We start from the raw sequence: 22,852 nt of genomic DNA, 5'->3' as shown, positions 1-22,852 counted from the left end.
CGGCTCACCAGCGGGCGACCAGCGACGATGCCTCGGCCCGTGCGTCGGCCGGAAGGGCCAGCGCCAGCGCCTCGGCAAGAGTGAGTTCTGCGCCGCGACGTTCCCCGGCGGCGACCGCATCGGGGTCGGCGGCGCGCATGGCGTCCAGCTGAGGGGTGTGGACGGTGAAGGCCTCGGCATCGAACACGCCGATGCGGTGGCGGATGACGGCGGCCACCGCCGACAGCGCGCCCGCCCGCTCACCGTCCCCACGGGCCGCGGCGACGGCGCACAGCCCCTCGAGTCCGTAGGCGATCCCCTCTTCGAAGTGCAGGCGCAGCGACACCAGGAGTGTCCGCACGCACTGCGCTTCGGCGGTGTCGATCTCGCCGCGGACGAGCTGCAGTCGCGCGAGGTGATTGCCGGCGACCGACGTCGTGAAGAGGTCGCCGCCGGCGGCGGCCGCCGCGGTGGCGCGGTCGAAGTGTCCGAGCGCGTCGTCGGTGAGCCCGCGGAGCCACGCAAGTCGTCCGCGGGCGACCTCGGTGATGGCTTCGGCCCAGGTGTTGCCGAGGTCGTGGAGCCGCTCGACCGCGGTCGTGAGCTCACGGTCGGCGGTGTCGAGGTCGGGCAGCTCGAGCTGGAGCCGCGCCGTCGCCCGCGCGGCGAGCGCCATCGCCGCGGCATCATCGTCGCCACTCTCCTCGAACAGCCGGATGCACTCCCCGAGACCGGCCACCGCCTCTTCGCTCGGACGCTGCCACATCTCGCCCCACAGGGCGAAGAACCACGCCACCGCGCGTGTGTGCTGGGTGATCGGCTGGTCCTTGCCGAGAAGCTCCAGCATCCACACCCGCACCTCGGCGAAGAAGCCGGCCACCCACCAGTAGATGAGGAGCGACCATGCGAAGTCTCCGGCGTCGTCGAGCCGGTCGGTGTGGATGAGGTGACGCACCGCCGCGCGGAGGTTCGGCAGATCCAGGCCCAGCTCCGCGACCGCGTCCGCCTGCCCCGGTCCGCCCAGCCGGGGGGCGATGCGCGCGACGAGCTCGCGGTAGTGATCGGCATGCGCGGTCCGCACCGCGGCGGCGTCGCCCCGCTCCTTCAGTCGCCCCACCGCGTACTCGCGCACCAGGGCCAGCAGCGAGAACACCGGACGCCCGTCGACGTCGACGGGTTTGACCAGCGAGGAGTCGACGAGCGCCGCGAGATCCTCCATCGCCCCTGCGCCCCAGGGTCGGCTCCGTCCGATCGCCTCCACCGCGTCGAACGTGAACCGGGTGGCGAAGACGCCGAGATCCTCGAGCATGGCGCGCTGCGAGGCCGGCAGGAGGCTCACGCTCCACTCGATGGTGGCCCGCATCGTGCGGTGCCGGTCGGGGAGGTCGCGCACCGCCGCGGTCAGGAGCGGCAGGCTCTGCTCCAGGCGCTCGGCGATCCCGCGGGTGCCGAGGACCCGCACCTTCGCCGCCGCCAGCTCGATGCCCAGCGGCAGGCCTTCCAGGCGACGGCAGATGTCGGCGACATCCTGCGCATTGGTGTCGGAGAGGGTGAAGTCGGGACTCACCGCGCTCGCGCGGTCGGCGAACAGGCGGCACGCGGGGGTGTCGCGCACCCGCTCCCTCGTGGCGCGCGTCCACGAGTCGGGCACGGGCAGCCCCGAGACGTCGTAGACCTGCTCTCCGCGGATGTGGAGCACGATGCGACTGGTGACGAGGAAGGTCGCCATAGGCGAGGCGTGCGAGAGGCGCACCAGCAGCGGAGCGGCCTCGATCACCTGCTCGAAGTTGTCGAGGGCGACGAGCACGCGACGGCCGGACAGTGCCCGGGCGATGCGTTCTTCCAGCGGGGCCTCGCCGTTGTCGCGCACGCCGAGGGAGTAGGCGATCGTGGGCACGACGAGTCCCGGTTCGAGCACGCCCTCCAGGAGGACGAAGTACACCCCGTCGGGGAAGAGGTCCTCGCTCGCGCGGGCGACCTCGATCGCCAGCCGGCTCTTCCCGACTCCGCCGGGGCCGATGAGGCTGACCACGTGGGCGGACCCGGTGAGGAGGTCGCGGACCGCCGCGACATCCTCCTCCCGTCCGATCGTCGAGGTGTAGGGGACGGGCACCTTCGGCGCCGCGGCGGGGACGACATCGGAGATCTCTCGATCGGCGAGGGGACGAGAGGCATCGAAGCGCTCGGCGAGGAGCGTGGCCAGGTCGTCGCGGACGTGGTCGCGGAGCTCGTCGATCGACGTGAAGGAGAGGTAGGCCGCGGTGTCGTCTTCGCGGATGCGGTCGATGAGGGCGACCAGGCGCGGGTCGCGGTGCTCGGAGGCGCGGATGTAGATGAGTTTCGGCATCTCGCGGGGAGCGAGGTTGTACTCGTCCTCCAGACCCGAGACCTCCTCCTCCGGCGCCACCCACCCGTAGCTGTCACCGTAGATCCCCACGAACACGTCGCTCTGCGCGAGGTACGAGCGGTAGAGCGCGCGGGGCGGATGCGGCCGGGCGCCGAGCTCGAACATCACCGGCGCCAGACGCAGGGCCTCGATGGCGCTGCGCACCGCGACGCGCTCGTCGGCGAGTTCGCGGAGGGTGGAGCTGACGAAGATCCGCAGGCGCTGGTCGGGCGTGCGGATCACCCGCTCGTGCCCCGTCACGGTCGCGGACTCGACGAGCCCGGCGGTGGCGGCGTCGCCCCCCGTCATGCAGACATCATGGTCCCACCAGGGGTTCTCCGCCAGATGTCGGGGAATGCCGGGGGTTTTCGCGGGGTTATACCCGAGGAACATCAACTCGTCAAGGATCGCGCTGGACACGGCGCGTCATCCGGACTATGCTTGGTAGTTGCGCTCTTGGTTTCCCCCTGCCCTCATATGGTGGTCGGCTGTGACTGCACGCCCCCGCTTCACCGCGGTGAGCGACGTGCAGGCTTCGGGGAGGACTGAGCACTCCACCTGACGACAAGGAAACGAAGCCCGATCCGGGCTCACGGAGGTTATCCCTTGGCTGCTGCGCCCAACGCATCCAATCCCACCACCACCCCGAAGAACGGCCGCGGCGCATCGCGGCTCTCGTTCGCGAAGATCTCCGACACGCTGACGGTTCCCGACCTTCTCGCGCTGCAGACCGAGTCCTTCGACTGGCTCGTCGGCAACGAGCAGTGGCGAGCCCGGGTGGCCGAGGCCAAGGCCGCCGGTCGCACCGATGTGCCCGAGATGAGCGGACTGGAGGAGATCTTCGAGGAGATCTCGCCGATCGAGGACCTGAGCGAGACCATGCAGCTCTCGTTCACCAACCCCTACCTCGAGCCCGAGAAGTACTCGATCGAAGAGTGCAAGGAGCGCGGCAAGACCTACGCGGCCCCTCTCTACGTCGAGGCCGAGTTCATGAACCACCAGACCGGTGAGATCAAGACCCAGACGGTCTTCATGGGCGACTTCCCGCTCCAGACCGACAAGGGCACGTTCATCATCAACGGCACCGAGCGTGTCGTGGTCTCGCAGCTCGTGCGCTCGCCCGGCGTCTACTTCGACAAGACCCCCGACAAGACCTCCGACAAGGACATCGTGTCGGCGCGCATCATCCCCAGCCGCGGTGCGTGGCTGGAGTTCGAGATCGACAAGCGCGACCAGGTGGGCGTCCGCATCGACCGCAAGCGCAAGCAGTCGGTCACGGTGTTCCTCAAGGCCCTCGGCCTGTCGAGCGAAGACATCCTGAACGAGTTCGGCGGCTTCGACTCCATCGAGGAGACCCTCTCCAAGGACACGATCCTGTCCAAGGAGGACGCGCTCCGCGACATCTACCGCAAGCTCCGTCCGGGCGAGCAGGTCGCCGCCGAGGCCGCCCGCGCGCTGCTGGACAACTTCTACTTCAACCCCAAGAGGTACGACCTGGCGAAGGTCGGTCGCTACAAGATCAACCAGAAGCTGGGGCTGGATGCTCCGCTGTCGGACTCGGTGCTGACCGTCGACGACATCGTCGCCACCATCAAGTACCTCGTGCGCGTGCACCGCGGCGACGAGACCTTCGAGGGTGTGCGCGGTGGCAAGAACGTCGAGATCCGTCTCGACGTCGACGACATCGACAACTTCGGCAACCGTCGCATCCGCGCGGTGGGCGAGCTCATCCAGAACCAGGTCCGCACGGGACTCTCCCGCATGGAGCGCGTCGTCCGCGAGCGCATGACCACGCAGGACATCGAGGCGATCACCCCGCAGACCCTGATCAACGTCCGCCCCGTGGTGGCCGCGATCAAGGAGTTCTTCGGCACCTCTCAGCTGTCGCAGTTCATGGACCAGAACAACCCGCTCGCGGGTCTGACCCACAAGCGTCGCCTCTCGGCGCTGGGCCCCGGCGGTCTGTCGCGCGAGCGCGCCGGCGTCGAGGTCCGTGACGTCCACCCCTCGCACTACGGCCGCATGTGCCCGATCGAGACCCCGGAAGGCCCGAACATCGGTCTGATCGGGTCGCTGGCCTCGTTCGCCCGCATCAACTCGTTCGGTTTCATCGAGACCCCGTACCGCAAGGTCGTCGACGGCAAGGTCACCGACCAGATCGACTACCTCACGGCCAGCGAGGAGAGCGACTACATCATCGCCCAGGCCAACGCCCCCCTGAAGGCGGACGGCCACTTCCAGGAGGACCGGGTCCTCGCGCGGAAGATCGGCGGCGAGGTCGACCTCATCCCCGCCGACGAGATCGGCTACATGGACGTCTCGCCGCGCCAGATGGTGTCGGTCGCGACATCCCTCATCCCCTTCCTCGAGCACGACGACGCCAACCGCGCGCTCATGGGTGCGAACATGCAGCGTCAGGCTGTGCCGCTGCTGCGCAGCGAGTCGCCCGTGGTCGGAACCGGTATGGAGGGTTACGCCGCCGTCGACGCCGGTGACGTCGTCACCGCCGAGAAGAGTGGTGTGGTCATGGAGGTGTCGGCCGACGTCGTCACCGTCCAGCTCGACGAGGGCGGCACGCAGGACTACTTCCTGCGCAAGTTCGACCGGTCCAACCAGGGCACGAGCTACAACCAGCGCGTGATCGTCTCGGCGGGCGACCGCATCGAGGCCGGCGAGGTCATCGCCGACGGCCCGGCGACCGAGAACGGCGAGCTCGCGCTCGGCAAGAACCTGCTCGTGGCGTTCATGACCTGGGAGGGTCACAACTTCGAAGACGCCATCATCCTCAGCCAGGAGCTGGTGAAGGACGACACCCTCTCCTCGATCCACATCGAGGAGTACGAGGTCGACGCCCGCGACACCAAGCTCGGCAAGGAGGAGATCACCCGTGATCTCCCCAACGTCAGCCCCGACCTGCTGAAGGACCTCGACGAGCGCGGCATCATCCGCATCGGTGCCGAGGTCCGCCCCGGCGACATCCTCGTCGGCAAGGTCACGCCGAAGGGTGAGACCGAGCTGAGCGCCGAGGAGCGGCTGCTGCGTGCCATCTTCAACGAGAAGAGCCGCGAGGTGCGCGACACCTCGCTGAAGGTTCCTCACGGTGAGCAGGGCACGATCATCGCCGTTAAGGAGTTCAACGCCGAGGACGGCGACGACGAGCTGGGCTCGGGCGTCAACCGCCGCGTCGTGGTCTACATCGCCCAGAAGCGCAAGATCACCGAGGGCGACAAGCTCGCCGGCCGCCACGGTAACAAGGGCGTCATCGCCAAGATCCTGCCGGTCGAGGACATGCCGTTCCTCGCCGACGGAACGCCGGTCGACGTCGTCCTGAACCCCCTCGGAATCCCCGGTCGCATGAACTTCGGCCAGGTGCTGGAGACCCACCTCGGGTGGATCGCCAAGCAGGGCTGGAAGGTCGAGGGCACCCCCGAGTGGGCTGTGCGCCTGCCCGAGGAGGCTCGCGAGGCCGCCCCCGGCACCAAGGTCGCGACCCCCGTGTTCGACGGTGCCGCCGAGGAGGAGATCGCGGGTCTGCTCGACTCGACGACGCTCACCCGCGACGGTGTGCGCCTGATCGACTCGTCGGGCAAGACCCAGCTGTTCGACGGCCGGTCGGGTGAGCCGTTCCCGGCACCGATCTCCGTCGGGTACATGTACATCCTGAAGCTGCACCACCTCGTGGACGACAAGATCCACGCCCGTTCCACCGGCCCCTACTCGATGATCACGCAGCAGCCGCTGGGTGGTAAGGCGCAGTTCGGCGGTCAGCGGTTCGGTGAGATGGAGGTGTGGGCACTCGAGGCCTACGGCGCGGCGTACGCGCTCCAGGAGCTCCTCACGATCAAGTCCGACGACATCCCCGGCCGCGTCAAGGCGTACGAGTCGATCGTCAAGGGCGAGAACCTGCAGGAGCCCGGCATCCCCGAGTCGTTCAAGGTGCTCATGAAGGAGATGCAGTCGCTGTGCCTGAACGTCGAGGTGCTCTCGGCCGACGGCACCGTGGTCAGCCTCCGCGACAGCACCGACGAGGCGTACCGCGCCGCTGAGGAGCTCGGCATCAACATCTCGAGCCGCTTCGAGTCGTCGTCAATCGACGAGATCTGATCCGTCGACGCCGACCGCAACCCACTTTTGACAACAGGAGAACTAGTGCTCGACGCAACAACGTTTGACGAGCTTCGCATCGGCCTCGCCACGGCCGACGACATCCGCCGCTGGTCGTTCGGCGAGGTCAAGAAGCCCGAGACCATCAACTACCGCACGCTCAAGCCCGAGAAGGACGGCCTCTTCGGAGAGCAGATCTTCGGGCCCAGCCGCGACTGGGAGTGCGCCTGCGGCAAGTACAAGCGCGTCCGCTTCAAGGGCATCGTCTGCGAGCGCTGCGGCGTGGAGGTCACCAAGTCCTCCGTCCGCCGCGAGCGGATGGGTCACATCGAGCTGGCCGCCCCGGTCACCCACATCTGGTACTTCAAGGGCGTGCCCTCGCGCCTGGGGTACCTGCTCGACATGGCGCCGAAGGACCTCGAGAAGGTCATCTACTTCGCCGCCTACATGGTGATCTCCGTCGACGAGGAGGCGCGCCACCGCGACCTCGCCACGCAGGAGAACAACATCCGCCTGGAGATCAAGACGCTCGGCGACCGCCGGGACGCCAAGATCGCCGCGCGCCTTTCCAAGCTGGAGGAGGAGCTCGCCGCCCTGGAGGCGGAGGGCGCCAAGGCCGACCAGAAGAAGAAGGTCAAGGACGCCGCCGAGAAGGACATGGCGCAGGCCCGTAAGCAGGCCGACGACGCCATCGCCAAGCTCGAGCGCGTGTGGGAGGACTTCCGCACCCTCGAGGTCGGCTCGCTCAAGGGCGAGGACGAGATCTTCCAGGAGCTGCAGGACCGCTTCGGTCAGTACTTCGAGGCCCACATGGGCGCCGAGTCGATCAAGCGCCGCCTGGAGGCGTTCGACCTTGCCGCTGAGGCGGAGAGCCTGCACCTGCAGATCGCCGAGGGCAAGGGTCAGCGCAAGATCCGCGCGATCAAGCGCCTGAAGGTGGTCAACTCCTTCCTCCAGACCGGCATGAGCCCCGCCTCGATGGTGCTCGACGTCGTCCCGGTCATCCCGCCGGAGCTGCGCCCGATGGTGCAGCTGGACGGTGGCCGCTTCGCGACCTCCGACCTGAACGACCTCTACCGTCGCGTGATCAACCGCAACAACCGCCTCCGTCGCCTGATCGACCTCGGTGCCCCCGAGATCATCGTCAACAACGAGAAGCGGATGCTGCAGGAGGCCGTCGACGCGCTGTTCGACAACGGCCGTCGTGGTCGCCCCGTCACGGGCACCGGCAACCGCGCCCTGAAGTCGCTGTCGGACATGCTCAAGGGAAAGCAGGGCCGGTTCCGCCAGAACCTGCTCGGAAAGCGTGTGGACTACTCGGGCCGTTCGGTCATCGTCGTGGGTCCGCAGCTGAAGCTGCACCAGTGCGGTCTGCCCAAGCAGATGGCTCTCGAGCTGTTCAAGCCCTTCGTGATCAAGCGCCTGATCGACCTCGGTCACTCGCAGAACATCAAGGCCGCCAAGCGCGCCGTCGAGCGCACCCGTCCCGAGGTCTGGGATGTGCTCGAGGAGATCATCCGCGAGCGCCCCGTGCTCCTCAACCGCGCGCCCACCCTGCACCGTCTGGGCATCCAGGCGTTCGAGCCGCAGCTCGTCGAGGGCAAGGCCATCCAGCTCCACCCGCTCGTGTGTGCGGCGTTCAACGCCGACTTCGACGGTGACCAGATGGCCGTGCACCTGCCGCTGTCGGTCGAGGCCCAGGCCGAGGCCCGCATCCTGATGCTCGCCTCGAACAACATCCTGAAGCCGTCGGACGGCCGCCCGGTGACCCTGCCCTCGCAGGACATGATCATCGGCCTCCACCACCTCACCACGGTGAAGGAGGGCGCCGCGGGCGAGGGTCGCGTGTTCGGCTCGGTCTCCGAGGCGATCCTGGCCAAGGACGAGGGCACCCTCGACCTGCAGGCGAAGGTTCGCATCCGCATCCCCGGGCTCGCCTTCCTCGAGGGCGAGGCTCCCGAGGGCTACGAGCGCCACGGCCTCGTCGACACCTCGCTCGGCCAGGCGATCTTCAACGACGCGCTGCCCAAGGGCTACCCGTTCGTGCGCGAGCAGGCCGACAAGGGCAAGCTCTCGCAGATCGTCAACAAGCTCGCCGAGGAGTACCCCAAGGTGGAGGTCGCCGCGACGCTCGACCGCATCAAGGACGCCGGCTTCTACTGGGCCACGCGTTCGGGTGTGACCGTTGCGCTCAGCGACATCCTCACCCCGCCGAACAAGGCGGAGATCGTGGGTCGCTACGAGAAGCAGGCCGCGAAGGTCCAGTCGCAGTTCGAGAAGGGTCTCACCACCGACGCCGAGCGTCGTCAGGAACTCATCAAGATCTGGACCGAGGCGACCGACGAGGTCCAGAAGGCGATGCGCGACAACTTCCCCGAGGACAACACCATCAACCGGATGGTCTCGTCGGGCGCGCGTGGTAACTGGCTGCAGATCCGGAACATCGCCGGTATGCGAGGCCTGGTGAACAACCCGAAGGGTGAGATCATCCCGCGCCCGATCATCTCCTCGTACCGCGAGGGTCTGTCGGTGGCGGAGTACTTCATCGCGACGCACGGTGCCCGTAAGGGTCTGGCCGACACGGCCCTCCGTACGGCCGACTCGGGCTACCTCACGCGTCGTCTCGTCGACGTCTCGCAGGACGTCATCATCCGCGAGGAGGACTGCGGCACGTCGAAGGGGCTGGAGCTGCCGATCGCCGCTCCCGGCTTCGACGGCACCCTGGTCAAGGACGCCAACGTCGAGAACTCCGTGTTCGCACGGACGCTCGCAGCCGACGTGGTCAGCGCCTCCGGCGAGGTGCTCGCCGCGGCCGGCTCGGACGTCGGCGACGTGGTCATCAACGCGCTGGTCGAGGCGGGTGTGGAGACCATCAAGGTGCGCTCCGTGCTCACCTGCGACTCCGCCGTCGGTGTCTGCGCCCGCTGCTACGGCCGCTCGCTGGCGACCGGCAAGATGGTCGACATCGGTGAGGCCGTGGGCATCATCGCGGCCCAGTCGATCGGTGAGCCCGGTACCCAGCTGACGATGCGTACCTTCCACACCGGTGGTTCGGCGTCGGCGGATGACATCACGCAGGGTCTTCCCCGCGTGCAGGAGCTCTTCGAGGCCCGTACCCCCAAGGGTGCGTCCCCGATCGCGGAGGCCGACGGCCGCATCACGATCGAGGAGACCGACAAGAGCAAGAAGATCATCCTCACGCCCGACTCCGGCGACGAGCCGGTGGTCTACCCGGTGCTCAAGCGTGCGACGCTGCTGGTCGAGGACGGCCAGCACGTCACCGTGGGTCAGCCCCTGCAGGTCGGCACGCTCGACCCCAAGGAGGTCATGCGCGTCATGGGTGCCCGCGAGGTGCAGAAGTACCTCGTGAACGGTGTCCAGGGCGTGTACCGCTCGCAGGGTGTGCCGATCCACGACAAGCACATCGAGGTCATCGTGCGCCAGATGCTGCGGAAGGTCACCGTGGTCGACCACGGCGACACGACGCTGCTTCCCGGCGAGCTGGTCGACCTCAAGCGCTACCAGGGCATCAACCGCGAAGCGGTCGGTTCGGGCAAGCGTCCGGCGTCGGGTCGTCCCGAGCTCATGGGTATCACCAAGGCGTCGCTCGCCACCGAATCGTGGCTGTCGGCCGCGTCGTTCCAGGAGACCACGCGTGTTCTCACGCAGGCCGCCATGGAGGGCAAGAGCGACCCGCTGGTGGGCCTGAAGGAGAACGTCATCATCGGAAAGCTCATCCCCGCCGGCACCGGCCTTGCGAAGTACCGCAACGTCGTGGTCGAGGCGACGGAGGAGGCCAAGAGCGAGCGGTACCCCAACCGCATCTTCGCCTCGGACGGCGCCTACAGCGACGCGGACCTGAGCTACGTCGACTTCGACAGCTTCTCCACGGACGACTTCGGCACCTACAACTGAGTCGAATCTCCGCAGTACGTCCCGAAGGGCCCCGGCATCCGCCGGGGCCCTTCGGCTTTGCGACGAGAAACCGTATCCGCGCCGAGTCCGCTCCCGCGGCGTGGTGCCTCGGCGGAGTTGTGGTGTCTCGGCGAGGGACGGACGGATGCCGCGGCGCGGCGGCGCTGATGTGCGCAGCGCCGACGCGCGGGGGCTGGCGGGAGAGGTGCGCGTCCCGGCGAGCCGTCACGCGCGGCGCGGGTGCGCCGCCGTACCGTGGATCCGGAGGTGGAAGAAGGTGGCGCGCATCCCGGGTCGGAGCCTGTGGCTCTCCGCTCCGGTCGGACTTCTCTGCGCGGCGGTCGTCGCAGCACTGGTGTGGCTGGCCGCCCCGATGGTCCCGACCGTGGTGACCTGGGCCGGCGACACCCTGCGCGCTGCCACCGCCCGCGCCGAAGCGGCGCCGCCCGATGACCCCCTGGTGGCGGCCCTCGCCGGCGAGGCGCCCCTGGACTGCCGGGACATCTACCCCGACGACCTCTGGCGGCAACTCGCCTGGTTCCCGGGGGCGCTGCTCGCCCAGTCGGGGGCGGTCCCCGAGACCGCGGCGCCGCCCCTCGTCGAGGCGTTGGCCCCCGACATCCGCGTCTCGTGCCGGTGGCACACCCGCGACGGTGCGACCCTGCAGACGGCACTCGCCACCATCGCCCCCGACGCCTCGGCCGCGGGTGAGGCCGCCCTGCGCGGCGCGGGTTTCGCCTGCAACGTCGTCGCCCCCGGCCTCACCTGCACCCGGACGACCGCGGACGCGATCGAGACGCACGTCTTGCGTGACGGGTGGTGGCTCGTGAGCGTCGAGCGCGGCTGGCACCCCGAGGATTACGCCGGCCGTATCGCGGCGCGACTCTGGGGCTGATCGGCTGCCTTACGCCGCAGGCCAGATCGACGAGACGATCGACGCCGTGTAGCCGCTCGGGGCCAGATTCGAGTAGCGCGTGTCGATGAGCAGGTCGTCACGCCAGAAGAGCGTCCGTCCGTCGGTGACGGGGTACTGCTCGTTCTGCCACGTCTTCTCGCAGCGGGTGCCCCCGTCGGGGGTGTAGCAGGTGAACCCCTCGTCCGCGGCCAGCTGGTTCAGCAGGTCGAGTGCCGGCCCGCGGTTCATCGGCAGGTAGGAGGTCTCCAGGAAGGTGGTGTCGGCGCCGGGATCCCGCCACAGGCACACCAGCGACCCGTCGGTCTGAGGGCCGACGGCCACGCCGTTCACCGGATCGTTCAGCGGCACGTCGCTCAGCTGTGCGCGCACAGCTTCCGACAGCGGCGCCTCGCAATCCTCGGGCACGGCCGCAGCCCCCACGGCGACAGACGGCGTGGGGGTCGCGGAGGGAGTGGGAGAACCGGAGCTCGAGGAGGTCGGTGTCGCCGAGGCCCCGGCCGAGGGGGTGGACGCACCCTCGTCACCCTCCTCGGGCGCGCAGCCGCCGAGAACCAGGGTGAGAAGAAGGACGGATGCCGCCGCTGCCGCGACGACCGCACGGTGCGTCATGGCCACACTCTACGAACCCGTCGCGACGGCTCTCGGCGACGCGCGGGAGAAGCCCGTCGGCCGCATATTCCCATCCGGGAATGGCGCCGGAGGGGTCGGTTCGCGCCAGATCGGCGAATCGGTCCGCCGCCGCGCGGCACGCCTGCACGGTTCCGGGCATCGATGCCGCTAGTTTCGCTCTGCGGGGCGCCAGTCCCGCGTGAGGAGTGCGAACGATGAGTGATTCGAAGTCGTCGTACGGCGACCCCGTCGAGGAGCCCCGTCCGGCGGACGACGACGTCGTCACGCGCGCGAACGAGGGTCTCGCCGACGCCGAAGCCGCCCGCGAGGCCGCCGTGCGCGAGGACGCCGCCCGCGCGGCCGACCAGGCCGACCCCGGCCACCCCACCGACGGTTCGCCCCACGACTCCGCCGCGCACACCGACGCCGGTGAGGGCCGCGCGGCCGCCGCGCCCGCCGCGGATGACCGGCCCTACGCCCCGACGAGCGAGCCCGCCACCGCCCGGTGGGACGCTCCCGGCGACCGTGACGCCGCCGACTACCGCGACGACGCCGAGCGCGACCGCTTCGCGGCGTACGAGGCCTCGGCCGACACCTCCGCCGACCGCTCCGTCGCGCCCGCCGCCGCCGCAGGCGCCGCCGCCGGTGCCGCCGCGGCATCCTCGCGCCCGCAGGTGACCCCGAGCGAACCTGCCTCAGACCGCGGATATGACGCCCCCACCGTCGTCTCCGCCCCCCTTCCGCCGCAGCAGACCGCGGCGCCGCAGCCGATCTTCGTGCAGGCGCCCGAGGCGCCCCGGCCCCGCGGCAACCGCGCCGCGGCCGGCGCCATCGGCCTCCTGGCCGCACTGGTGTTCGGTCTGCTCTACCTCGCCGCCTGGGTGGGTCTCGGCGCCCTCGCGGGAGACGTCACGGTCGACACCTTCGTGTCGACGACCCTGACGGCCCTCGCGAGCTGGTCGCTGTGGATCCCCGTCCTGGTCTTCTTCCTCGCATTCTGGCTGCTCGGCGCCGTCATCAACCGCGGACGCTGGGGCGCGTGGGTGATCTTCGGCCTGCTGGTGGGCTTCGCCGCGTGGGCGGGTCACATCCTGGGCCAGCTCTTCCAGGCGCCGTTCTGGACGCTCACCGCGCGCGAGGGTGCCGAGATCACGGCCGAGCAGGTGCTCGCACCCCTGGCGATCGTGGCGTTCATCCTCGGACGCGAGCTCACGATCTGGTTCGGCGCGTGGGTGGCATCGCGAGGACGGCGGGTCACCGAGCTGAACGACGAGGCGCAGCGGGAGTACGAGCGCACGCTCGAGGCGGGGCCCCAGCTCGTCCGGCAGTGAGCCGGGCGCGCTGAGGCGACGAGGCTGGAACGCAGGCGACGGCCGGCAGTGACGGGTTGACGTGATCGAGCCTGTCGACGACCGCCCCCGCGTGCCGGTGCCCCCACTCATCGCGGTGACGTTCGCGACCGTGGGATACGTCGCCCTGATGATCTTCGGGCTGGGGATGACCAGCCTCGCCCTCGATCGCAGCGTCATCGAGGTGCAGGGTCTCGGTCCGCTCCCGGGGGTCTTCGCCGCCACGGCCTCGACACTCGCGGTCGCCGCCGTTCTGCTGAGCGCCATGCCGCGTCCGCTCCTTCCGCAGCCCGACGCCCCGCCTCCCGCGAATGCCTCGGCGTCGCCCCGCTACTCCGTCGCCCTCTGGACGGGGCTCGGCGCCTATCTCGGCTACGTCGTCGTGGTCTGGATCGCCGTCGTCGCCTCGGGTGAGGAGCTGAGCACCGCTTCGACCGTGGCCGGCGGCATCGCGGCATCCTGGTTCGGACTCGTCCTCGCCGCGGCCGGGGCGATCGCCGGGGTCAGCGGCGTGGCGATGGTGCGCACCCGCGGCGGCCGGCCGCAGTGGCCCTGGGAGGGGGAGGAGCGGGATGACGCATGACGCCGCCGATCCGCAGGGATACCGTGTAGGGGTGGAGCGGTCGCTCGAGACCCAGGTCAGCCAGGCGGTGGACGCCTGGCTGCGGTGGTTGCCGCGCTGGGAGCCGGCGACCCATCGAGGGCGCGTCGCTCCGTGCCGGCGTTGCTTCGGCTCACCCGTCCTGTCGGCCGCCGGGCTCGGCGCCGATGTGCCGCACGGGGTGCAGCACGGCCTCTCGACCCGCATCAAGACGATCGTCGACCACGCCGTCGCGGAGTACACCGCCGTGAACCTCCCGATGCTCCAGGCCGAGCTCGACCAGCAGGCCGCCCGCAACCGCGCACGCAGCTACCGGCCCGCCGAGGGGCTCGAGCCCGAGTTCGAAGGTCTGCCGCTCGACCCGGAACCGACGCCCGGTGCGCCGTTCCTGTTCACCCTGTCGGGACTCGCCGCCCAGGCCGATTCGGACGTGCCCGAGCTTCCCCCGCTCACCGAGGAGGCCAAGGCGGCGCTCCGCCAGGAGGTGGGGCTCGCCGACGACTACGCCAACATGGTCGGGCGCGAAGTCTGCACCATCCTGCTGCACCATCGCCTGCGCATCCAGGCCGGAGTCACCGAATACGTCGAGCCCCAGATCGAGGCGATGCTCGACGAGCTGACCCGGTCGCTCGACGCTCCGTTCGACCCGAACGACCCCAATCCTCTGCCCTGAGCGGGCGAGCGGGTCTGTGAGGATCCCCGAGCCGTTACCGAGGCTCTCCGCAGCCCTGGACGAGGGTGCAGGCAGGCTTTGTTAGCATGGCCGGGTTTCCAGCGTCGTTGCGCTGTGATCCCGCCGGTCGGCGGGCGGATGTGCGGGGAGGGGATACGGTGACGACTCGCCTGCCCTCCGCACCCCCGATCCTGCCGGGACTGTCGTACATCCGGCCCCTCGGCTCGGGTGGTTTCGCCGACGTCTTCCTCTACGGGCAGGACATGCCCCGGAGGGACGTCGCGGTCAAGGTCCTCCCCAGCGACGTGGGCGACCCCGAGCTGCGGCGCATGTTCAACGCCGAGGCCGACGTCCTCGCCCACCTGTCAGCACATCCGTCGATCGTGACGGTCTACCAGGCCGGGATCTCCGCCGACGGCCGCCCGTACATCGTGATGGAGTACTGCCCGGGCTCCCTCGCCCAGCGCTACCGGATCGAGCGGATGCCGGTGGACGAGGTCCTCACCATCGGTGTGAAGATGGCCAGCGCCCTGGAGTCCGCCCACCGGGCGGGGCTCGTGCACCGCGACGTCAAACCCAGCAACATCCTCGTCACCACCTTCGGTGCCCCGGTGCTCGCCGACTTCGGCATCTCCTCCTCGCTCGCGCGGGTGACCGCCGGAGAGGTGCTGGCGATGTCGATCCCGTGGAGTGCCCCCGAGGTGGTCGCCGAGGAGACGGCCGGAACGATCGCCAGTGAGGTGTGGAGTCTCGGCGCGACGATCTACTCGCTGCTGGCGGGCCACAGTCCGTTCGAGCGGCGCGAGAAGGGCCAGAACACCAAGGAGCTCCTCCGGCGCCGCATCGCCAAGGCCAGCTACACCCCGATCAACCGCGCCGACGTGCCCGATGCCCTGCAGGACGTGCTGGCCCGCGCGATGAGCCGCGACCCGCGTGAGCGCTACACCACCTCGCGAGAGTTCGCCGACGCGCTCCGCGAGGTTCAGGCGGGGCTCGGCCTGTCGCCGACCCCCCTGGAGGTGCCCGTGGCCGACTGGGCCGCGAGCGGCGGCATCGACCTGTCCGACGACGCCCTGCGGGGCCCGGCGCGCAGCCGTCTCGAGCGGGAGGTGACCCGCAAACGGACCGCGACGACGGGGGTTGCCTCGCTGCTGCGCGACGAGGACACCTCGCTGTCGTCACCGGCCCCCGCGCCCGCACCGCACCGCGCCCTGCCGTGGATCCTCGGCGGTGCCGGCGCCGCTGCGCTCATCGCCGTCGTCCTCGCCGCCCTCCGTGCGGCAGGGGTGCTGTGATGGCGGCGCGGCGGGCTCGACCCGCGCACGCCGTGCGTCCCCGCGCGGCGCGGATCCCCCGCCGCGGCCCTCTCCTCGCCCTCGTGGCGGGCGGCGTCGCGGTGGCCACGGTCGTGGTGGCCAGCATCGTCTGGCCGGGGCTCGACGCGCAGGAGACCCCGCCGGTAGACACGTCGGTGTGGGCGCTGCAGACCGGCGAGGGCACGCGCTATGCGCGGGTGAACACCTCGATCCTCGAGCTCGACACCGTCCGCACCGTCTCCGACCCCAGCCAGGTCGCCCAGTCCCGTTCGGGCACGTTCCTCTTCACCGGAAGCAACAGCCGGGTGACCCGCGTCGACGAGGCGCTCCCCGTCGACCTCGACGACGAGGCCCTTCGCGAGTCGCCGAGCACCCCGGACGGCACCGTCGAGGTCGTCACCGCGGGCGACTTCGTGGTCTATCGGACCGAGTCGGGCGTTCTGTACACCGGCACGCTCGACGGGGGCGGCTCCGCCACACGGCTCGAGCCGTTCCCGTCCGACGACGAGGACGCCCCGTCGTACGCCGCCGACGCCGTCGCGCTCGATGACCGCGGCATCCTCCTGAGCTTCTCCGAGGGCGACGGCTCGGTCCTGACCTACGACATCGGCGCGTCCACCGTGCGTTCCCGCGACGCCGTGTCGATCGACGATCTCGCCGATCCCGCCATCACCGGCGCCGGCGACACGTGGGTGCTGGTGGATCGCGAGGACGGGTCGTACCTGGTGGAGGGGACGGATGCCGCGCGCCCCGCGCCGGTCACCGGAGCCGTGGTCGCCGGTTCCCCCGACCCCGACGGGGAGGCGGTGTACCTCGCCTCCGACACCGGGCTCGCGCGCATCCCCGTCGACGGCGGCGATCCCGAACCGGTGGTGGGCGACACCACGCTCCTCGGCACCCCGGCCCAGCCTCTCGTGCAAGACGGCGTGGTCCACGCCGCGTGGCTGGCGGAGGGGGACCTCGGCGGCCAGCTGTGGACCTCCGAGCGCGGCACCCTCAGCCCGCTCGACTACGCGGGGCAGGAGCTCTCCGATCAGCGGCGCCCGGTCTTCACGTCCAACGGCGACACCGTCATCCTCAACGAGACGCGGACGGGCTGGGTCTGGACCGTTCCCGAGGGGCGTCTGGTCCCCTCCAGCCAGCAGTGGAGCCTCGAGGACGAGGTCGTCTCCGATGCGCAGCCGAGCGAAGAGCAGCTGAGCGTCGTGATCGACCCCAAGGCGCCGATCGCCGAGCCCGACGCGTTCGGAGTGCGCCCCGGAGCGCTCGTGAGCCTTCCCGTGCTGCTGAACGATCACGATCCGAACGAGGACGTCCTCAGCGTCGACCCGGCCTCGGTGACCGGGCTCGACCCCGGCTTCGGGACGGTGTCGATCACCGACGACGGCCAGCGCCTCGCGGTCCGCGTCGCTCCCGGGGCGAGCGGGGCCGCGAGTTTCTCCTACGCCGTGACCGATGGCACCGCCCCCGGCGGCCTCGCCTCGAGCCCGACGACGGTCTCGCTGCTGGTGGCCGGTGACGAGCAGAACGGCGCTCCCGTATGGTGCGGCGTCGAGCGGTGTCTCGCCGAGTGGCCGAGCCCCGAGGTCGCGCGGGGCGGCACGGTGACCGTGCCGGTCATGACGGGCTGGGTCGACCCCGACGGTGATCCGATGCTGCTGCTGTCAGCCGAGAACGCCTCGGGGGTCGGCAAGGTCGCCGCGACCCCTGCGGGAGACATCGTCTACCAGCATGCAGACGACGGCAGCGGCGCCGAGCAGCTCATCGAGATCGTCGTGTCGGTGGCCGACACCCGGGGCGCGGTGGCGACGAAGTCGCTGGTCATCCGGGTGTCGCCGCAGCCGACGCTGTCGATGCAGTCCTTCGCCGTCGTCGACATCATCGGGGCGACCACCACCGTCGACGTCGGTCCCCACGTCACCGGCACCGCCGGAACCGTCCGTCTGGATGCGGTCCGCGTGCTCGATGACGCCCGCGCGAGCGCGACGATCGTCGGCGGCTCGACCTCGTTCGACTTCCGCGCCGAAGAGCCCGGAACCTACCGCGTCGATGTGACGGTCACCGACGGCACGACACAGGAGAACGGCACGGTGCGCGTCACAGCGCTGGCAGCGGATGCCCCGACCGAACTGGCCACGGCGCCGGTGGTCGCCTTCGTCCGCCCGCAGCAGGATGCCACGCTCGACATCCTGGCCGCGGTGTCGAACCCCACGAGGCGCGTCCTGCTCCTCAGCGACGTGCAGGCGCAGCCCGACGCCGGAGCGTCGCTGTCGTTCGACACGCTGTCGCAGAACTACCTGCGCGTGTCGGGTTCGACCGCCGACGGCTCGCCGGGGCGGCTCGGCACGATCACCTACACCGTCACCGACGGCACCGAGAACCAGGGCTCCTCGGTGGAGGGGCAGGCCACCGTCTACCTGCTGCCTCCCGCACCCGAGCTCGCTCCCATCGCGGTGGACGACACCGTCGTCGTGCGTGCCGGCACGCAGATCGACATCCCCGTGCTCGAGAACGACGTCGCCCCTGCCGGCGGACGCCCCACGCTCAACCCCGCGACGGTGACGTCGTCCTCCGCAGCGGCCCTGGCCTTCGGGTCAGGTGACGTGCTGCGCTACCTCGCCCCCGACGAGCCCGGCGAATACGCCGTCGACTACGACGTGTACACCACGGGTGCGCCGTCGCTGTCGGATCAGGCGCGCGTGATCGTGCAGGTGCTGCCCGATGACGAGAATCGCGCTCCCGCTCCTGACACCCTGGAGGGTCGCGTCCTCAGCGGCCAGTCGACGCGGATCGAGTTCGACGGCTACGGCGTCGACCCCGACGGCGATGCGGTGGCGCTCGACCGCATCATCGCCCAGCCGGAGTCGGGGGTCGCCACCATCTCGGCCGACGGCGACGCCATCGTCTACACCAGCGTGTCGGGCTTCAGCGGCCAGGTGACCTTCCCCTACCGCGTTGTCGACGAGTTCGGTCAGCGCGGCGAGGGCATCGCGCGCGTGGGCGTGCTCGACAGCGACGCCAACCCGAGCCCGGTGACCTTCACCGATTACGTGCAGGTGCAGGCGGGCGCCGAGAGCACCATCCGCGTCAACCCGCTCTCCAACGACAGCGATCCCACGATGGGAGAGCTGACGGTCGACGACGTGCGGCCCGACGTGCCCGAGACCCTCGAGGACGGCTCGGAGAACCCCGAGTTCGCCCGGCTCGAGGAGCGGATCCGATCCGTCGGCGACAGCCAGGTCGTGATCGCGGCGGGAACCGAGCCCGGCACGATGTCGTTCCTCTACGACGTCTCGTCGAGCTCGGGCAACACCGGTCGCGGGCTCATCGTCGTCACGGTCGTGCGCGAGAGCGTGCCGGACTTCCCGATCGTGGAGGACACTGTGCTCACCGCCGAGACCCGCGAGGACTTCGTCGACGGCGTCGACGTGCTCTCGGGGAACGTCTCCTGGTCGGGCGGCGACATCAACGACCTCGAGCTGGATCTCTGGGGCGAACCGGACGATGTCACCGTTCGCGGAGCGGAGATCTCGGGTCCGCTCCCCGACACCACCCGCGTCATCCCGTTCTCGGTCAGCGGTGAAGGGGCCTCCGGTGAGGTGACCAGCTACGGCTTCCTCCGCGTTCCCGGCGACGCCGACCTGTCGCTGGCGCTGCGGTCGTCCGCACGCCCCGTGGAGGTGCCCGAGCTCGACTCGGTGACTTTCGATATGGACGACCTCGTCGCGATCCCGCGGACCGCCGAGCTCGAGGTCGGCGACGACGTGCGGGCCTCCGGCGCGCGTGGCGAGGCGGTCTGCACCGCCGTCGGCGATGGGCAGATCCGGTACGACGCCGGGGCGGGGGCGCCGTGGACCGACGCCTGCCAGGTGCCGGTGCGGGTGGCCGGGACCGAGGACTTCAGCTATCTCGCCGTGCCGATCCTCGTCGAGGCGCAGGACCCGCAGCCCGAGCTGCGACCCGGCGCCCTCACCGTCGGACCGGGCGAGACCGCCACCTTCGATCTGCGGAACATGACCACGTGGCAGCTCCGCGAGGACTGGGACGGCATCGCGTACGCCCTGTCGTACCCGGGCGGCGCGTTCGAGGTGTCGCTCGAGGGCTCGATCGTCACCGTGACGGGCACCGACACCGCGGTGCCCGGACGCGAGGAGGTCGTCGGGGTCTCGGCGTCGAGCCACCCCAACACCGCGCCGTCGCGGCTCATCCTGCGGGTCGGCCAGGCGCCGTCGACCCTCCCGCAGGGCGGGTCGGTGACCCAGCAGTGCTCGCAGGCGAGCGGGTCGTCGTGCACCATCACGGTCATCGGCGGTGCGGGAGAGATCAATCCGCTGCCGCGCACGCCCCTCGAGGTCGTCGACGTCCGCCCGACGGGCGCGTGCGCGGGCGTGAGCTTCCAGGTGTCGTCGCCGCGCACGGTCGTGGCGTCGTGGGCGCCGGATGCTCCGGGAGCGACCTGTTCGGCGACGTTCTCCGTCGTCGATGCGCAGGGCCGGCGCACTGCGGGCGAGCGCGACGGCCGCCTTCTGCTGGATCTCCAGGGATTCCCGCGGCCGCCGGCCGCGCTCGTGCAGACGGCGTTCGGCAACGAGACCGTCACGCTCCGCGTCGACCCGGGCGACGCCCGGCTGGCCTACCCGGGGCTGAGCGGCTTCCGCATCCGCTTCAACGGCCAGGTGGTCGCCGAATGCGGTCCTGCCGGATCGTGCCCGCCCATCTCGGCGCCCAACGGCGAGCGACGTACCTACGAGGCGGTCGCGGTCAACGCCGTCGGCGAGTCGCGCGGTCCGGTGCGCACCGAGGCGTGGGCCTACGACGCGCCGCCCGCGCCGGGCAGAGTGCAGTGGGCCCCGCTCGAAACGCGCGGCGAGGGCGGGTACGTCTCGCTACGGATCGAGGGGATCGATCCCTCCCGCACCGGGTCGCTGGAGATCACCAGTCCCACCGGCGACCGCTCGGTGGTGAACGTCGGCAGTCGTGACACCACGGTCGACGTCCGCTCGTACCGTGTGGGATCCAACGCCCCCACGCCCGTGACCGTCACGCCGTACTCGCGCTTCGACCGTCCGCCCGGCCTCGGCGGTGGCGGCGTGAACGCCGGCGCTTCGGTCACGGTGAACGCCAACGGCGTGGGCGCACCGCTGAACCCCGCGCTGGACCTCGACTCCGTCTCCGACGGCGAGGGCACCTCGACGGTCACCGCACGTGCGAGCGCCGGACCCAACGGTGCGGGTTCCACCCTGCGTTTCGGCATCGTCCCGGAGGGTGACCGCTGCGTCCCCGCCGACAACGGGGCGACCGCGACCTTCCCGGGCCTCGAGGACGGCGAAGAGTACGAGTTCGAGATGTGCGTCGAATCGGTCTACCAGGGCGAGGTCTACGGCACGGCGACCGCGACCGCGACGGTCCGCGCGGCGCAGTCGGCGGCGGCACCGACCGGGTACACCTTCGTCGTCGACGGTCGGCCGAACGTCTCGGGCAACCGGGCGGACTGGGTCATCCGCGACCAGCCGACCTCGAACGAGGAGATCCCCAACCGCAATCAGGTGCGCTTCTCCGGCCTGCCCTCGAGCGTCTTCGGACAGGACCCCCGCGTCCGGGTGTGGTACGAGCACCAGTTCTGGGGCACCCGCTCGGCCGAGGCGACCGTGACGCCGCGCGAGGGGAGCGCCCCATGGCAGATGACCGCGACGTGGCGGGCGACCTCGTGCGTCGGCGGGAGCACCCTCACGCTCGTGGGCGACTCGTCGACGGGGCCCGGCGGCAACGGCGCGGCCATCACCTTCAGCCCGGCGAACCTGCGGTACTTCGACGCCGACAACAACGTCCTGCCGCACACCGCCGACTCGTTCGCTGTGCCGGTCGGGGCCGACCGTGTCGAGGGCATCACCGTGACCGTGGACTGGTCGGCTCGCGGCTGGGGCCTGCAGAACGTCACCGAACGGTTCCCGGCCGACTGCCAGCCCGGCGACGGCGGCGCCCCTCCCACCCCCTGATCTCACGCTCCACCGACAACCGAGGAACGACACGATGACCATCACGCAGGAGCAGGCCACCTGGTTCGCGCAGACCTTCAGCCAGCTCGCCGACAACGTCGAACGCGCGGTGCTCGGCAAGCGCCACGTCGTCGAGCTGGTGCTGACGGCGATGCTCAGCGACGGTCACGTGCTCCTCGAAGACGTCCCCGGCACCGGCAAGACCTCGCTGGCCCGGGCGATGGCGCAGTCGGTGCAGGGCACCAACACCCGCATCCAGTTCACCCCCGACCTGCTCCCCGGCGACATCACCGGCATCTCGGTCTACGACCAGAAGAGCGGAACGTTCGAGTTCCACGCCGGTCCGATCTTCGCCAACATCGTCCTCGCCGACGAGATCAACCGCGCGAGCCCGAAGACGCAGGCGGCGCTCCTGGAGGTCATGGAGGAGGGCCGGGTCACCGTCGACGGCGTGAGCCGTCAGGTGGGTGTGCCCTTCCTCGTGCTCGCCACGCAGAACCCGGTCGAGCAGGCGGGGACCTACCGTCTTCCCGAGGCGCAGCTCGACCGGTTCCTCATGCGCACCTCGCTCGGCTACCCCGACCACGCCGCGACCGTGCGCATCCTCGACGGCGCTGCAGTCGCCACCTCCGACCTGCCGGCGGTCATCACCCCGCAGGCCCTCGTGGGGATGGCCGATCTCGCCGCGAACGTCTACGTCGACGCGCTCGTCCTCGACTACATCGCGCGACTGGTCGACGGCACCCGCTCGGCGGACGAGGTGCGGCTCGGCGTCAGCATCCGCGGCGCCCTCGCCCTCACCCGCGCGACCCGCACCCGCGCCGCCTCGCAGGGCCGCACCTACGCCACCCCCGACGACGTCAAGGCGCTCGCCGTCGCGGTGCTCTCGCACCGCCTCATCCTCCAGCCCGAGGCCGAGTTCGACGGCGTGACCCCCGAGGCCGTCGTCGGCCAGGTGCTGCTGGATGTCGCGCCCCCGACCCGCCGCGAAGCCACGGTCTGAGGCCT

Annotated in this window: 11 protein-coding genes; 9 read left to right on the top strand and 2 right to left on the bottom strand. The window is 70.4% G+C overall.

Annotated features, from left to right (window positions below; all coding sequences use genetic code 11):
* Positions 1-4 precede the first annotated feature (4 nt).
* Positions 5-2,674, bottom strand: coding sequence for a DUF4062 domain-containing protein (locus DT073_RS01135; protein WP_164478114.1), 2,670 nt, complete (start codon positions 2,672-2,674; stop codon positions 5-7).
* Positions 2,675-2,971: 297 nt separating this feature from the next.
* On the opposite strand from DT073_RS01135, the gene rpoB reads away from it, so the two are divergent.
* The 3 genes from rpoB (at position 2,972) to DT073_RS01120 (ending at position 11,279) form a co-directional block, all read left to right on the top strand.
* A complete protein-coding gene (gene rpoB, locus DT073_RS01130; protein ID WP_124291728.1) occupies positions 2,972-6,469 on the top strand; it encodes a DNA-directed RNA polymerase subunit beta in 3,498 nt (1,165 codons plus the stop codon).
* Positions 6,470-6,514: 45 nt separating this feature from the next.
* Entirely contained in the window at positions 6,515-10,384 is a 3,870-nt protein-coding gene (gene rpoC / locus DT073_RS01125) for a DNA-directed RNA polymerase subunit beta' (protein ID WP_124291727.1), read from the top strand.
* Positions 10,385-10,529: 145 nt separating this feature from the next.
* The gene (locus tag DT073_RS01120; RefSeq protein WP_240638670.1) at positions 10,530-11,279 is read left to right on the top strand and encodes a hypothetical protein; all 750 of its coding nucleotides are present in this window, start codon (positions 10,530-10,532) and stop codon (positions 11,277-11,279) included.
* 9 nt (positions 11,280-11,288) lie between these two features.
* Here the strand turns inward: DT073_RS01120 and DT073_RS01115 are convergent, their stop codons facing one another.
* Positions 11,289-11,909: a hypothetical protein gene (locus DT073_RS01115; protein ID WP_124291726.1), complete on the bottom strand. Its 621-nt coding sequence runs from the start codon at positions 11,907-11,909 to the stop codon at positions 11,289-11,291.
* A 215-nt stretch (positions 11,910-12,124) separates the two neighbouring features.
* Between DT073_RS01115 and DT073_RS01110 the strand changes: the two genes are divergently transcribed.
* The 6 genes from DT073_RS01110 (at position 12,125) to DT073_RS01085 (ending at position 22,847) form a co-directional block, all read left to right on the top strand.
* On the top strand, positions 12,125-13,240 hold the full coding sequence (locus DT073_RS01110) for an ABC transporter (protein WP_124291725.1): 1,116 nt from the start codon (positions 12,125-12,127) through the stop codon (positions 13,238-13,240).
* Between the two features lie 61 nt (positions 13,241-13,301).
* Positions 13,302-13,841, top strand: a complete 540-nt coding sequence (locus tag DT073_RS01105; protein ID WP_124291724.1) for a DUF6121 family protein — start codon at positions 13,302-13,304, stop codon at positions 13,839-13,841.
* A gap of 31 nt (positions 13,842-13,872) precedes the next feature.
* Positions 13,873-14,532 carry a spermidine/putrescine ABC transporter substrate-binding protein gene (locus DT073_RS01100; protein ID WP_124294276.1) on the top strand — a complete coding sequence of 220 codons (660 nt, stop codon included), beginning with the start codon at positions 13,873-13,875 and terminating at the stop codon, positions 14,530-14,532.
* Between the two features lie 158 nt (positions 14,533-14,690).
* Positions 14,691-15,827, top strand: coding sequence for a serine/threonine-protein kinase (locus DT073_RS01095; RefSeq protein ID WP_124291723.1), 1,137 nt, complete (start codon positions 14,691-14,693; stop codon positions 15,825-15,827).
* Positions 15,827-21,844: an Ig-like domain-containing protein gene (locus DT073_RS01090; RefSeq protein WP_124291722.1), complete on the top strand. Its 6,018-nt coding sequence runs from the start codon at positions 15,827-15,829 to the stop codon at positions 21,842-21,844. Before DT073_RS01095 ends, DT073_RS01090 begins: the two co-directional genes overlap by 1 nt.
* 34 nt (positions 21,845-21,878) lie before the next feature.
* Positions 21,879-22,847 carry an AAA family ATPase gene (locus DT073_RS01085; RefSeq protein WP_124291721.1) on the top strand — a complete coding sequence of 323 codons (969 nt, stop codon included), beginning with the start codon at positions 21,879-21,881 and terminating at the stop codon, positions 22,845-22,847.
* Positions 22,848-22,852: the final 5 nt, after the last annotated feature.

It is taken from the genome of Microbacterium sp. ABRD28, assembly GCF_003850245.1.
Lineage (GTDB): Bacteria > Actinomycetota > Actinomycetes > Actinomycetales > Microbacteriaceae > Microbacterium.
The sequence above is the reverse complement of the archived record's forward strand: the minus strand, read 5'-3'. Positions and strand labels throughout refer to the sequence as shown.

Coding starts and splice junctions, on each gene's coding strand:
- DT073_RS01135 (WP_164478114.1), bottom strand. CDS start 2,674: ATGACGGGGGGCGACGCCGCCACCGCCGGGCTCGTCGAGTCCGCGACC.
- DT073_RS01120 (WP_240638670.1), top strand. CDS start 10,530: ATGCCGCGGCGCGGCGGCGCTGATGTGCGCAGCGCCGACGCGCGGGGG.
- DT073_RS01115 (WP_124291726.1), bottom strand. CDS start 11,909: ATGACGCACCGTGCGGTCGTCGCGGCAGCGGCGGCATCCGTCCTTCTT.
- DT073_RS01110 (WP_124291725.1), top strand. CDS start 12,125: ATGAGTGATTCGAAGTCGTCGTACGGCGACCCCGTCGAGGAGCCCCGT.
- DT073_RS01090 (WP_124291722.1), top strand. CDS start 15,827: ATGGCGGCGCGGCGGGCTCGACCCGCGCACGCCGTGCGTCCCCGCGCG.
- DT073_RS01085 (WP_124291721.1), top strand. CDS start 21,879: ATGACCATCACGCAGGAGCAGGCCACCTGGTTCGCGCAGACCTTCAGC.